Here is a 15,310-nt window from a genome sequence, read left to right as displayed (position 1 = left end):
ATATATAAGCTAAAATTAAGGTAAATAACCTGACGTAATGATTTTTTTTATCTGAAAAATTATACTTAAACAAAATTATCTCCCCTTATATATAAACTGCTTCATCCCACTTTTGATAACCATTTGAACCCACAGGAACCTCTATATAATAAATAGTATGATCTTCTGGATTTAAATATGCTACAACTTTACAATCAGAAGGATGGTAAGCACAATTCTTCCAATATTCTTGAGGTATTTCCTTATTTCTTATATAAACTACAAATTGACCTTCGACATACATGGCAGACCCAGCTAACATAACTGTACCGCCCAAAGGACCTGCCTTTGATAATATCATTTCTCCAAGAGATCCTGAATTAACTAAACTCATAACTCCTCCAAATCCTGCACTCAATACGGAAAATAAATTAGAACCTGCCCCACTTAAGCTATTTATCCAACTTGAAATTGACCAGTGAGCTGCTAGTTAATTGATCATGGTAACAATAAGCATTAACTTGAGATATTGCACCTTTATACACGAAACCATTGGATTCAGTTAAGTCCCATACTAAACCTGAATCTGAATCAATAATTATCTGAGAATCAGGACTACCATTTAACATTATAGTCACCATGCTACCATTCCTAATCATATCAAAAGTTTCACCATTTAAAATACCAGACATAATCCCTGCAACTGTTGAACTAACTGACAAACCAGTAGCCCCTACAGCAGCATGCTCCACTTCAGAGAGGAGAAATGAACACGCAAATCTAAAATTTTTTATATTATCCACAGCACCATTAACACTCATACCCATCGCAGGATCCTGACAATGCACATAACCTGTACCATACATATTCACACCACTCATAACCACTGTTGGAGGGGTTCTACTCCATGTCACATTCAACTGAGAAGCCATTTCATCTGCTAATTTGTCACTGAGCCATAAAGTGGTTAATGCTGTCATGAATGTTCCGTAAGCTGCTTTTGTGGCGCCTGTGGGATATGTGGAGTTTCGGTTTAGCCAGGATTGTACTGTATTGTCAGTTATTTTGTTTGTGGCGATTGCAAAGCTTTGTATAATTTCAAATCCTGCATCTGGCCCATTTCTGTAATATATAGTTTCATTTCGAGTTGAAGATCCTCCGGGATAAGTTAAAGTCATTTGAATATTATCATTGGGAACACTCCTGTAATTCATGAAATATTTTGTTAAAACAGTATTTCCATTCACCAAAACCTTTAATGACTCAGCACCAACTATACCAGCTTCATTATACACAACACTTACCCATGTAACCGGGCTCGTCAAATTGATCTCATATGCAAAATTTAACTGTTGATTCGTATAATAATCAAGTGCAGTACTATTAATAGTCAAAATAGCACGGGCAGGTGTCTTAATAACCAATGTAGAAACATTTTGATTATCAAGTTTAACTATTACATTCGCCCCAATTGACTGAAGATTACTCAAAACTGCTGCTGCTTTACCATTTCTAGTGTAAGGGGAGTTGATTATAGTTCCTGATGTTGCAGTGAAATCTACAGGTATACCATCTGGAACATGGCCCTGTGAAGAAGTGTCATTACCAGCACTATTATGAGTTAAATCTGCAGTTATTGTAGAATTATTATTAGTACTTGCAGGATTAGCAGCTACATTCAAAATTAACCATGGATTACAAGTTATTTTTCCAGTTCCTCCATAATCGTAAATGTTGCTTGAATTGGTTGCTGGATCCATATTTAAACCCCACCAATTATTAGTAGCATTTACAGTTCCATTTCCCTCATTAAAAATTCCATATGCATCATTTCCCAATATTCTATTGAAGTTAATGTTAGCTGATGAATAAACAATGTAAATTCCACCATATTGTCTAAACCCATTATTTTCTATATTATTTCCAGATATTAAGTTATTGATTGAATAAAGAATCTCTATTCCGGCAGCATGATTATTTGTTATGTTGTTTCCGACTATGGTGTTATTATTTGAAGTATCCATATAAATTCCTGGAATTCCACAGTTAGATATATTATTGTTTGAAATATGATTGTTATTTGCACTCACAAAAGAAATTCCAGCTCCATTAACCGTGTTTCCTGTGATAAAACAATCGTTAGCAGAATTTAAGGCAAGTTTATTTAATGTTAAGTTTTGTATTGTTGAACCACTTCCAGTTGAAGCAATTGTAACAGACTTAACAGTGACATTTGCTCCAGAAACTGACCTAATGATAAGTTTTTTATTAACAACTACATTTTCTGTATAGGTTCCATTCTTAATATTTATAGTATCTCCATCAGAAGTTGAAGAATCATCAATAGCAGATTGGATAGTAGAATAACTTTTTCCCGTGTTAACATTTATAATTGGAAGGTTTAAAATGTAATTTTGGGTTTGAATCGCGGCCTGATTACCTGCATTATCCACTGCTATAAACTTCAAAGTAGTAGTACTAACAATATTAATAGAGCCAACATATTTTGTACTAGAAGTCGTAGGTGTACTACCATTGGTTGTGTAATAAATCACAGGATTTGAATCAAAATTATCACTGGCAGTTAAAATTACAGTTTTTGTAGTGTTGTAAGCTCCACCTGCAAGATTTGCAGTTACAGTTGGTGCAGTAAGGTCAATTGCATATGTTATAGTTTGATTTAAGCACATATTACCTGCATTATCACGGGCATAAAACTTAAGGTTTGTTATTCCCTGATTAAGGTTCAAAGTAATAGTTTTAGCATGACTATTCCATGTTGCACCGTTATTTAAACTATAATAAAGGATAGGATCCATACCACTGTCGTCACTGGCTGTTAAAGTTACTGTTTTTGTGGTGTTGTAAACTCCACCAGCAAGACTTGCAGTCACAGTTGGCGGCGTATGATCATTGATAGGGATTAATACACTTTGCCCATCCACAGTAACTGTAATAGTTCCAATTCCTGAAGTATATGTTGCATTGGCCTTTCCATTTCTAGTATTAACAGTAGCCATAATTGTATGTGCCCTTGTGAAGTAGTTTACCGGAATATCATCAGGAACATGCCCCTGTGAAGAAGTATCATTACCTGCACTATTATGAGTTAAATCTGCAGTCACTATAGGATTACTCTCTTCATAGTTTACATTTGTACTTAAAACAATCCAAGGAGCATATGTAATTATTCCCACAATATTGTAAATGTTGCTTGAATTGAGTGTGGGATCATTATTTGAACCCCACCAATTATTAGTAGCATTTATAATTCCCCCATAATTCAAAAGTCCATCTTCCATGTTTCCATATATTCTGTTGAAGTTGATGTTAGCTGATGAGGAAGAAAGGTAAATTCCACATCCATCCCATCCACCATTATTATTATTATTTGCTATATTATTTCCAGATATTACATTATTGTTTGAATTATAGATTGCTATTCCAACATTCCCACTAGTTATATTGTTTTTGGCTATGAGGTTATTATCTGAAGTATCCCCATAAATTCCACAATCATTGCATTTAAATTATTTCCAAACACAGTATTATTCTTTGAGTCTTGAAATTGAACCCCAATATAATTGTTGCTTATATTATTTCCAGAAATAGTACATTTACTACATTGATCCACCAATATTCCCGCAGAAGGACTTGTAACTCCTTTTATAGTGAAACCTTTAATTACTGAGCCATTTCCATTAGAAGTTACCCTAACAGTTGGAAGTGAAGAATCCAACGTTCGAATAGCTACTAATCCTCCGCTTTTAGCCTGCAATGTTAACTTTTTATTGATAACAATATTTTCATTATAAGTATAAGCAGAGCCATTATTATCATTAACTGTAATCGTATCATTAGAAGAAGCATTATCTATAACTGACTGAATACTTCCGCCAGGATTAACAGTCAAATTAGCGGCTGAAACAGTGCCCACACTCAAAAAACATAAGACTAAAATCAAAAATACCCCTTTCAACTTCATCTACAATCAATCCCCTTTCATATTAATACAAATAGGTATTAACATCTATTATTTATACTTTTCCATTTTAGTTGAATAAAAGTAAAATAAACTTGAAAAAGTAAAAAATAACAACACAAAAAACAACCATAAAAACTAATAGCAAAAAACAAAAAATTAAACTCATATAATATATTTAAATTACATTTAAAGTCATAAATAATTAAAATAATCAAAAAAAAGCATCAATAACATATTATTTTTAAATCAAAATATAATAAAACTTTAAATACATAAAATCAAATTTTAATTATTATTTTTTAAAATATAAATGATATTATCAGACAAAATGAAAGGAAAGTAATCATTATAATACTGACCAATTTAAATTGCTTTATTTTATTCTTATTTTCAAATATAACCTGTTTAAATGTGTCTAAAATAGCACCGCACCCACTACAGAACTTATTGCTATCCTCATTTTCCTTTCCACATTCAGAACATAAAATCATAAATACCACACACTCAATTCCACAAATTGCATTTTCAATCAGTATCTTCCTAAATTAAAAACCTCTAAATTAAGACTTTAAATAAATAGTCTTTCCAAACCAAGTACTAATGTTTCCTTTTTTTAAAATTATTACATAATAAATTCCCAAAAAGTAAGGAAAATATTAAATTATTCACCTTAAATGACTTAAAAGTTCATGGAGTTAATATTGCACATTTCCAAGGGTATCCTGCTCCATAATACTCCCAATTCCTTTTCCTATGGAATATCCAATTTTAGTAGACACTCCGCTTAAAGCATCATTAAATGATTGGGTAGAAGTCATTGTAACAACATTGTAATGGCCCCTAATTCCACCTAATTTCGCTGCAATGTCTAAAGCTTGGTCTTTACCGCCTGTTTCGTCTATAAGTTTAAGTTCTTTGGCCTGTTTTCCAGTATATATCTTCCCTTCTGCAATGCTCTTCACATATTCCCTGCTTAAATTCCGGTTTTCTGCAACCATGCCAATAAAATTGTCATAATTTTCATTTACCATAGTTTGAAGCATGCTTCTTTCCTGTGAAGTTAAATTCCTGTAATCAGCGCCCATATCCTTGTACTTTCCGCCCTTTATCACATATTTGGTAATCCCAATTTTCTTGTACAGATCAGAGAAGTTGGTTAAATCAAGTATCACGCCGATACTGCCAACCCACGAAGAATTACTTGCAACGATTTTATCAGCAGAAGAAGCCGCAAGGTACGCTCCAGATGCTCCAGTATCACTAATCCATGCAACCACCGGCTTTTTACAGTTTTTAACTGCATTCATGATCTCTTCGCTTGCAACCGGAGTTCCTCCAGGGCTATTAATATCCAAAAGAACCGCACCTACAGAACTATCATTTTCAGCTGCCTCAATCTCACTTTTAATCACTTCAGGATTTACAACACCTCCACTTCCATCTGAAGACCCATACCCAATTTCCCCATGAATAGGTATAACCGCTATCGTACCTCCAGATGAAAAGCCTATGATGGCCACTATACTTAAAAAAACAGCCACCAGTAAAAGTCCACCTATAATTATCAACAGTATTTTACCATTTTTATCCATATTAACCACTTATTAATCTAATTTTTTTATGTATAACTGAATCAAACAGTTAATTCTACCGTGTTAGTAAAAAATCATATTAAACAGCCTATATTCTTATATAATCATTATATATCCTGTTTTAACCATTTAAACACAGTATTTAAACTTATAAATAAAATATCTCCTTTATCAAGTATACTTGAATTTTATTCAATTATAAGTGATATTTAATATTATCTATTTTTTTCAAGCCCATTTCAAAAAAATTAAAGTAAATTACATCCTATTACCACAGAACAGTTAATTCATAATAAAAAATTCCACAAAAACCCTCAAAAACTTAGTAAACTACAGGTAAAATACAAAAAAAAGCTTGTTAAAAAAAATAAAAAAAAGGAAAATTTATTTTTTAGACTGTTTCAACAGGTTTAAAATATCTGATTTGAAGTAACCAGCACCGAGTAGACATAAAATTGATACTACCCCTATGATAGCCAGTGCAGGAACTCCTGAAGATCCTGATGCACCGCTAGAAGCTGCTGTAGATACTTCATAGGCATTTTTACTGCCGGAAGCTACTGAAGTACTGCTGCTGCTTGAAGCACTTTTAGTTGCAGCTGTAACCGCTGCTGCCCCAACACTGCCCACACCGCTTCCAGAAGAACCAACACTGCCGCTGCCTTTACCTGTACTAGATTGACCTTTACCAGAATTTTCATTCTGTGAATTTGCCCCTTTAGAGTCTACAGTTAAAGTTTGACTAGTAGCCTTATTCATCATATCCGCGAACTGTTTAAGCTGAGCCGTGCTCAATGAAGAGCTCATAACCACAAAATTGCTGAAGTCAATATTAGCACACGTGTGGTGGCAGCAGGTAACACCATACTGATTAGCGTAATTAATATACTGATTAGCCAGTTCAGTTAAGGTAGCCTTGTCAGCGCTCCACATGTTTCTCCGGTTTGCCTCAAGCATCCATCCCAGTATAGATGTGTATGCGTAGGGGTTAGATTTGAGCAGTGCACTGCGGACATCAGGATTGGTCATGTAATCTTTGGCCAGGGTTTCATACATCCAATCCTTAACTACGTTGGACTGCACTGCATCCCAGGCGAACATGTTACCTATCTCCTTTACAATTTCATGGGCACCCGAAAATCCCTCGTTAAGCATTCCCTCTTTCCACTTAGGATTTGCAAGTCTGGTTCGGAACTCAGTGGCTAAAAAGTTATCCAGTGTCTCTATCTTTGGATTTGAACGCGTGTTGGCAATGTAAACACTGACATCATTTCCAGAAAGGCTTTTTACAGCCATTGAAAGACCGCCCAGGTACTGGTAAACATCGTCATTGTCTAAAACTCCATAATTGTTGTCCCTCACCTGTACAGTTGCCTGTACATTTTTCAGCTGATCCTTGAAGGCCTGAAGTCCCTGTAAACCATAAGTGCCTGCACCATAGATGTAGGACATCCTTGAGAGGTATGTGTCCACGAGATCAGATTGATCCTTCCACTTGGACGTGGATGGTACCTGTGCTGCAACTCCAGTTCCATAACTTCCAGGCGCTTCTCCGAATATCCTGGCCCCTGCCAGGATATCTGCATCTTTAGAGCTCATACCACTGTTCACATACTTGTTGTAGTTGTTCTGGTAGTGCTTCTTAACGAAGTTGTTGCTGGTGCTTTCAGACAGGTTTGCAACCTGACGGAATGCCTTGTCCAGAATGTCTATGGTGTAAGGGAATGTATCCCTGAAGAGACCGCTTATTGTTACAACCACATCAACACGGGGCCTCTGGAGTTCACTCAATGGAGTTACCTTAACACCTACAAATCTTCCAGACTTCCATTCCGGTTCCAGGCCCATGTACCTGAGTATCATAGCTATGGTCTGGCCGTTAGTACGCATGGTTTCAGTTGACCAGAGAACAACTCCCACTGTTTCAGGGTAACGTCCATTTTTCTTGTAGTAATCTTTTAGCATGTCATCAGCCATTTTCTTACCTATCTCCCAAGCTGTTGTATCTGGAGCTGATCTTGGGTCAAAGGAATAGAAATTGGAACCTGTTGGGAGCACATCTGGCTTACGAATTGGATCACCACCCAAAGAGGGAGATACAAATTCTCCATTTAAAGCTGCAAGTAATGATTCCATTTCATAGTTTTGAGAGAGTGCAGCCCTTATATTTGCCCGGAACTCAGCATTATTCCTATTTGCGGGGTCAAAGCTCACTATAGATTCAACCATCTGATCTAGAATCGTGCCGTTCAAGGCAACTCCAAATGTGTGGAGCCCATAAGGCATGAGTGTTGCTGCAAGATCCTCTAAATGGTGTTCAATTTCGTTTTTAATGGTTTCAAAGTCTGCAATGTTCATATTGAGATCAATATCCTGATCCAGATTCATTTTAGTTACAAGTGCTCTGATCTGTTTCTCCAGAACTGTTTTACGTTCACTGTCGCTTGTGCTGTCGTAACTGTTTATCAAGTCTTGAAGAGTCGAAAGATCTCCGTATAACCCTGAACTTATAAGTGGGGCTGTTAAGTGATCAATTATCACTGCGTAGCCCCTTCTTTTAGCCTGAGTTCCCTCTCCAGTGTTATCAACAATGTAAGGGTATATGTTTGGTATGTCTCCAAGGAGAATATCTGGCCAGTCATCTTCACCAAGCCCAACACTTTTCCCAGGTAACCATTCCAGGGTTCCATGTGTTCCAAGATGTATAACTGCGTTTGCACCCATTTTCTTCTGCAACCACATGTAGAATGCAATATACTGGTGGGTCGGTGGCAGTGTTGATGAATGAGCAATGTCTGTGGAGTTCTCTCCCCATCCACGCATCGGCTGCGCACCAACGAATATATTACCCAACATTATACCGGGTAAAACTATTTTACCATCGTATACCATTACATTACCTGGAGCAGGGCCCCACTTAGCATTTACTTCATCTCTAAGTTCTTTAGGTAATGTATTAAACCATTCCATATATTCGCTGAGAGGTATGGTTATTGCACCTGCATCCACAACCTTTTTAAGCTCTCCGGGAGCCCATGAACCCACATTATTTCCAGCTGTCAGGAACAGATCAATTATAGATTCAACTGAATAGTTGCCTGATACTTTATACCCTGATGCTTTAAGTGCTTGGAGTATTGCTGATATACTCTCAGGAACGTTGAGATATGAAGCGCCGACTCCATCTTTACCTCCTGCAGTGTTATAATAAATAATTGCTATCTTTTTCGCACTGTTAGGGAGTGTTTGAAGTAATATCCAGTCATAAACCCTGTTAGTTATTCTTTCTATCCTATCTGGTAGTGGCTGGTAATTTTTGACAACGATTCCAGTGTATGGATCAGTTTCTGCAGATTCGACCCCGCCCATAATGATAGGTTCGATTCTTCCTTCCATTTCAGGCATTGCAACCTGCCAGTAAACTTCATTGGAAAGTCCTGAAGAACTGTTCTTCCAGGATTCAAGGTCTGAAGCATATATAGGGGCAAATATTGGCACATTCATCTTTTTCAGAAGATCTGTGCTGTTTTGAGGGTTGTTGTAGATGATGTTGTAACCAACACATGCCACAAGGGCACCTACACGAGAGGAGTTACCATTCAAAAAGTATTTTGTTATGGCATTTGCTCGGGCAGTGTCACTTGATGCTGTTATAGCCAGAATCACGTTCAAACCCTTGGCTTCCAGGCTTCTTAGTATGCTGATGGGCATGTCACCGTTTCCATTGAAGAATGTAGAGGCGTACATCATTATACCTACCCATGCCTTACCAGACTTGTAGTGTCCGCTCTGAGTGTACCATTTCAGATAGTCATTCCATGTTACAAACTGTGGCGTAGTTGAATCTGGATGGTATATGAATTCAGTTGGATAATTTATAACACTCAGATTTTCAGAGGGTTTAACATACATGCCAACCCTTTGAAGTGCCCTGAGCTGGAACCTTTCCATGTTGTCTGTACCAGTTCCGTCCCAGTAGGCACGGAGTTCGGTGTCGTTGGAATCAATACTGTCGTTATTTAAAAATGTGACCCCGCATCTTAAAGCCATTATTTTGGCATTTGAATCTGATAAGAGCGGCATTAAATTTGAAAGTGTGCCTGATTCACTTATCATTTCTATGACTATGAGATCTGCCTTAGATGCAGACTGTTTTATCTTCGCTTTGGTGTCTGCAGATGTTAAATCCGTGCTGGTGAAGAAGTTCATGTTGAAGTAGTAGCCCTTGTCCCTGAGTTTCTTGTTGGAATCAACGAAAGGCTTGGCATAGGACGAAGATCCACTTATTATAAGCAGATTATATGCCCTCAACTTTACAGATGCATCGCCATAAAGTACAGGATCCGTGGCATTCCTCTGTGAGACTAATACATTCACTGTTTGAGATACATGGCCTAAGGCACCTACAGTCAGTTTGAAACTTGTTTTATCGCTGAGGAAATTAACTTTATACTGATTATTTTTAACCTTAACAACTTTTACATTAGTGATAGTTTTTCCACTGGTATCTTTCACTGTTACAGTTGGTAGTTTACCAGAAAGTGCCTCAGGGTGTTCTAAAGTGACATTTAAAGTGATTTCCGGATCAACAGGTTGTTCTGTACTTTTAACATTACTAGAATTTGCTGTTGAATTGTTTAGTAGAAATTGACCCGTATCATTACCTCCCTGTGAACTTTCTGCTGATACTGCACCACACAGAACCATCACAAAAACAGCCGTAATCATTAGTAAAATAGCTTGTTTTCTAATCTTTTTCACCTCCAAAATCTTCGATTTTGGGGTTTCGAAAAATTCTATGAATTTTTCTTCAACCTCCAAAAAATTTTTTATTTTTTGGGGCCCTCGAACACTCTGTGTTCGGGGCATCGGAAATCTCTGATTTCCGAATGTTTTGAAAATCTCTTTCGAGATTTTCCCCCACCTCCAAAAAATTTTTAGCAAGTATCCTCTATTCAAGTAATACTTGAATAAAAATCAAGTATAAGCCATATTTAATATTATCTATTTTTTTCAAGTTTAGTTTAAAAAAATTAAAGCAAAGTTTAAATAAGAAATGGGACAATTAATTGTTGATTAATAATAAGTAACAAGACATCAAAATGGGTCTACCACAAACCTCCTTATTCACAAATAAGATGTCTTTATTAAGGTATCTGGGTTAAACCAGATTCCTATCCCATTTTTTATAGAAAATTAAATTATTATTTTTGAGAAGTTAAAAATTAAGTCTATACAAAAAATAAAAAAAATAGGAGTTATTTCCTTTTAAATAGATTTGGTATATCCTTTCTGAAATAACCCGCACCTATCAAACCAAGTATAAGGATAACTCCTAATATTGCTGCTAACATTGTATCTTCTGAAGATCCAGATGAAGTTTCTGGTTTAGTTATCTCATACGCTTTTTGTCCCTGATTACCTGCACCAGATTGTGATTCCTGCGAACTTTGTGTAGAACTTGCAGCTGAAGCGTAAGTAACTCCGCTAGAAATTTGACCTGGTGATGAAGTTCCACCTGTAGAAGTGGATCCTCCCTGCTGCGGTTTAGAAGGATTAGACGTTGCAAATGCAGGGTTCTGCGTGGAAGCGTACAGTTTGCTTTTAACTCCATCCACAAGCACAGTATCCATATTTTGTAACGCTTCATTTACAATATCCATATCTAAGGGATCACCAGTTAAACCATTTGCATTTACTGAAACAGCCCAAGCGTTAGATAATGCCCTTTTTGTAGCTGCATCTGCATTCCAGCGGTTTGAATGAATAGCCTGCATGAGGTTATACATGATCGCCTGCTGCGTGTAAGGATTGTTTCTTTTGAAATAGTCATTAAGCCCCAAATTCAAGCTATCTCTGACATATATATCATAAATTGCTTGGAACTGGTTTGAAGTTGCAGTACCTGGATTTAATATATCCCACGCCAGCAGATTCGTAATATCCAAGAAACGACTGGCTGCACCTGGTCCCTGAGAAATTAATGCACTAATCCAAGTAGGATTGAAGTAACTAGTTCTTAAATCACGAGCTATCGACTCAGCTAGGGTTTCTGTTTTGGGCTTATCTGGATTTTCAAGATTATTTATGACCATTACAGGTGCAGTACCCGTTATTTTAGTGATAGCTGCTCCCAAACCCCCAAAGTACGCATAGTAGTCGTCATCACCAAGCAGGTCGTTAGCATTTACATCTCTGCTGAAAACCGCCATATCAGTTCCATTGAGGATTGCTGTGTAAAGATCTACAAGAATTTGGGAAGTCGCATTTGAACCATATAAATAACCAAATGTATTTATATAGGTGTCAATGACTGCCTGCATATTATCCCCACTTTTACCCAGAGTAACCTCTGTTAGCGGGTTATGGTGATTTCCGGGTTCTTGAGAGAATATTCTTGACATTGAAAGCTGTTTAGCATCCTCATCACTGTAGCCTTTTTTAATAAGCATCTGATAGATACCATCTGAATGAGTTTTAACATAATTTGTTGTGCTGTTGATGGTTGCAGCATATCTTACAGCAGCATCAAGTACATCCAGGACGCATTTATAATCGTTCAGGTAAAGAGAAGTTGTAGTGATTACAACATCGATCATAGGCCTTCCAAGATTAGGAATTACCTCCGTACCATTTACATATCCATTACTGTCCCATGTAGGTTTTAAACCCATAAGATAGAGTATTTCAGCTTCCATTACTCCTTTATCTTGAATTGAATGTGTAGCCCACAGCATGAACGCTACTTTTTCTGGATATTTTCCATGCTGTTTATAATAAGAAGACAGCATTTCATCTACCAGTTTCACAGCGATATTCCATGCTTCTTTGGTAGGTACTGTTCTAGGGTCAAATGAATACATGTTATTTCCAGTAGGAAGCACATTTGGATTTGTAATTGGGTCTCCAATGTTAAATGCAGGAATATAACCTCCATTTAATGCTTTCAAAGTACTGTTGATCTCGTTAGTTGCCAGAGCAAGGTTATTCATGTATATTATGGCCAGATTTAGATAAGCTGTTAGATCAGTTTTGGTTTGGTTTAAGACCGATTTTTGAGCATCTTCAGCTGACATTTTATCAAATAAAACCTTTTCAAGCAGTAAATATACCTGATCATCAGTTAACTTATTCGCATTCATGTAATCTCTAAACTGGTAACCCAAAAGGGATTGTACCATGTAAATAGAATAATTTCCTTTTGGAGGTTCACCAAGCACGTGTAACCCCAGCGTGATGTATTCTGATTCCATTTCCTGCAGATAATCCTGCAGTTCAATAGCGAACTGATCAAAATCCTTGATTGTAGATAAGTTCACATTCATATCTTCATCAAGATGAAGAGTCTTGGTTAACTGTAAAATTGTACTTTTAAGTTCTGCCTTGATGGATGCCGATGTTGATTGATCGAAATATGTATTCAACTTCTGGTTCAGTGTTGTTAGATTACCGTAGAGTCCCGAAATGGTCATAGTTGGTATTAAGTGACTGATCATTACTGCACCCTGTCTTCTTTGAGGTAAAGTAGATTCACTTCCCTCAACAGTAAAGAGATAGATTACAGGCATGTCTTGGCTTACAATAGCCGGCCAATCATTTTCACAGTCCAGACCAGTAGCACTTTTTCCAGGTAACCATGCTACAGTACCATGCCTTCCAAAGTCAATGAGGGCATCAGCCTTATACACATTGTTCAACCAGAAATAGAAAGCAAGATACTGGTGAGTAGGGGGTATAGTGCCGCTGTGATACATTACCTCTCCATTCTGCGTGTAGCCACGTGAAGGTTCAGGGGCGAGAATAATATTTCCATACTGAATTACAGGTAGAACCAAATATCTTACACCATTTTTAGTGTAAACCATTATGTCTCCAGGTGCTTCGCCCCATGCATCAATAACTTCCTGTCTTTTAGCAGCGTTAAGCTTGTTAAACCATGCTAAATATTGAGATTCAGGAACTAAAACCACAGGATAATTTTCAACTAACTTTTTCAGGTCTCCAGGTGCCCAGTTACCAATATTTGAACCCTGATTTCTGATGATCACCGCAAGTTCATCTGCTGTAGGAATTTTTTTATTTCCTAAATTATAGCCGCTGTCTTTCAAAGCCTGTAAAAGGTTCACTAAACTGGCATATGCATCTAAATGTCCTGCACTAACTCCAGAACTCAATCCGGGCTGTGAGGTCCAGTAAATGATAGCTACTTTCTTATTAGCATTTGATTTGTATTTAAGGTTTATTTGAGCTATTGATCTATCAATTATCCAATTTATTTGCCGTGTGATTGGTACTGTTTGAGCTATACCTTTAGAATCTGTTTCTGTGGTTGCAACAACAATCGGATCAATTATACCCTGTTTTTCGCCGTTTGTAACTGAGTATGCAAATGTAGCGGACCCTATTCCCTGAGTAGCATTTAGCCATTTTTCATATGAATCTTCATAGGTCAGTGCTTTGATAATAGGGACATTCATGGAAATTAATTCAGCCATTGTATCATTATATGACCGTATCATATCCCATCCGGCAGCACGATAATGCACAACTAAATCTGGAAGGAATTTTCCTTTATACACTAAAAACGTGTTTATATCTACCTGACCTAAAGGATATGTTTCATGATCAAGGAAATATGGGATTACATTGTACCCTTTTGCTTCAAATCCTCTGATTAATGCATCTACCGCTGTTGTATCTGCTTTGTTATATGAAAACTGGCCAAACATAACCGCTACTGTTGGTTTATTTGAATTATATTTTTTATACCATGCTAGATAACTGGTTAAATTTGAAAATACTTTATCCGCATCGGGATGATAAATACCAACCTTAACTACAGTACCAGGGGCCTGATAAGTATCTTTTACTCCCAGAAAATTCACTGAGATATATTTTATCATATTCTTTGCATTTTCTGGTGAAAGATTAGTCCAGTACTGCCTAATAGCAGAAAGCTTTGCAGAATCCACATTTGTCGGATTTGACATGTAATAAGTTGTTGTAATGATCACAGGTATATTTTTAGCTTTTGCTTCCTCTATTAAAGGAGTTATTTTATCCAGATTCGGTGTTGAAGTGTATAAATAGTCAATAAATACCAGGTCATATTTGGTGAGATTGAGACCCGCTGGGAGATTTTTAAGTAAGTAGACTTCACTTGTAAAGTGGGTATTTTGATCTAATGCATTCATTAACGTATTTGATATTGCTGAAGAACTTGTAAATAAGAAAACTGCCTTTGGTTTGCCTAACTTAAAATTAGCAGTTCCCTGCATTGAATTATTTGATGTGTTTAAAGTAGTGTTCACCAGTTGAGATGATGATTTATGGCCAGTATAACTTGCTGTCACATTGAATTGGGTTAAATTGCTTAGAAATTTCAGTTCATATTTACCTTCACCATTGGTTTGAGTAACACTTAATTTATTTCCATTACCCGATACAGTCACATTTACTCCTGGAAAGGGTTTGCTGGTGACACAATCTAGAACATGACCTGTAATTCTAACCTCTTTTAACGAACTATTTTTTTGAGAAGAATTATTGAGATCTGTTGAATTTATTGTGCCTCCAGAATCACCTCCAGTAGTAGTATTTGCTGCAGACACTGCCCCACACAGTGCCAATATAAAAACAAATGTTGTTATTAGTAATATTACTTGTTTTTTAATACTTTTCACCTCCAAAAAATTTTCTATTTTTTGGGGTTTCGGAAACATATTTTCCTCCAACCTCCATTTAATTTGTAAAA

General features: G+C 36.6%; 7 protein-coding genes and 1 pseudogene. All 8 read right to left on the bottom strand.

Annotated features, from left to right (window positions below):
* Positions 1–85: 85 nt before the first annotated feature.
* Positions 86–373 (bottom strand): hypothetical protein, encoded by a 288-nt coding sequence (locus EJ01_RS04115; protein ID WP_052375822.1) that lies wholly within the window; start codon positions 371–373, stop codon positions 86–88.
* A 58-nt stretch (positions 374–431) separates the two neighbouring features.
* A complete protein-coding gene (locus tag EJ01_RS04110; protein ID WP_084689132.1) occupies positions 432–3,281 on the bottom strand; it encodes a chitobiase/beta-hexosaminidase C-terminal domain-containing protein in 2,850 nt (949 codons plus the stop codon).
* Positions 3,282–3,302: 21 nt separating this feature from the next.
* Positions 3,303–3,443, bottom strand: a pseudogene (locus EJ01_RS18075) (hypothetical protein); the annotation flags it as partial.
* A gap of 11 nt (positions 3,444–3,454) precedes the next feature.
* Positions 3,455–3,964 carry a NosD domain-containing protein gene (locus EJ01_RS04105; RefSeq protein ID WP_048082198.1) on the bottom strand — a complete coding sequence of 170 codons (510 nt, stop codon included), beginning with the start codon at positions 3,962–3,964 and terminating at the stop codon, positions 3,455–3,457.
* A gap of 299 nt (positions 3,965–4,263) precedes the next feature.
* A complete protein-coding gene (locus EJ01_RS18070) occupies positions 4,264–4,455 on the bottom strand; it encodes a zinc-ribbon domain-containing protein (protein WP_048082197.1) in 192 nt (63 codons plus the stop codon).
* Between the two features lie 204 nt (positions 4,456–4,659).
* On the bottom strand, positions 4,660–5,556 hold the full coding sequence (sppA, locus tag EJ01_RS04095; RefSeq protein WP_048082196.1) for a signal peptide peptidase SppA: 897 nt from the start codon (positions 5,554–5,556) through the stop codon (positions 4,660–4,662).
* A gap of 384 nt (positions 5,557–5,940) precedes the next feature.
* Entirely contained in the window at positions 5,941–10,425 is a 4,485-nt protein-coding gene (locus tag EJ01_RS04090; protein WP_245611147.1) for a cobaltochelatase subunit CobN, read from the bottom strand.
* Positions 10,426–10,814: 389 nt separating this feature from the next.
* On the bottom strand, positions 10,815–15,278 hold the full coding sequence (locus tag EJ01_RS04085) for a cobaltochelatase subunit CobN (protein WP_048082195.1): 4,464 nt from the start codon (positions 15,276–15,278) through the stop codon (positions 10,815–10,817).
* Between the last annotated feature and the right edge of the window lie 32 nt (positions 15,279–15,310).

Origin of the sequence: Methanobacterium veterum (assembly GCF_000745485.1) — an archaeon.
Lineage (GTDB): Archaea > Methanobacteriota > Methanobacteria > Methanobacteriales > Methanobacteriaceae > Methanobacterium_D > Methanobacterium_D veterum.
This window is presented reverse-complemented; position numbering and strand designations above follow the sequence as displayed.

Coding starts and splice junctions, on each gene's coding strand:
- EJ01_RS04115 (WP_052375822.1), bottom strand. CDS start 373: ATGAGTTTAGTTAATTCAGGATCTCTTGGAGAAATGATATTATCAAAG.
- EJ01_RS04110 (WP_084689132.1), bottom strand. CDS start 3,281: ATGGAAGATGGACTTTTGAATTATGGGGGAATTATAAATGCTACTAAT.
- EJ01_RS04105 (WP_048082198.1), bottom strand. CDS start 3,964: ATGAAGTTGAAAGGGGTATTTTTGATTTTAGTCTTATGTTTTTTGAGT.
- EJ01_RS18070 (WP_048082197.1), bottom strand. CDS start 4,455: ATGATTTTATGTTCTGAATGTGGAAAGGAAAATGAGGATAGCAATAAG.
- sppA (WP_048082196.1), bottom strand. CDS start 5,556: ATGGATAAAAATGGTAAAATACTGTTGATAATTATAGGTGGACTTTTA.
- EJ01_RS04090 (WP_245611147.1), bottom strand. CDS start 10,425: ATGCCCCGAACACAGAGTGTTCGAGGGCCCCAAAAAATAAAAAATTTT.
- EJ01_RS04085 (WP_048082195.1), bottom strand. CDS start 15,278: ATGTTTCCGAAACCCCAAAAAATAGAAAATTTTTTGGAGGTGAAAAGT.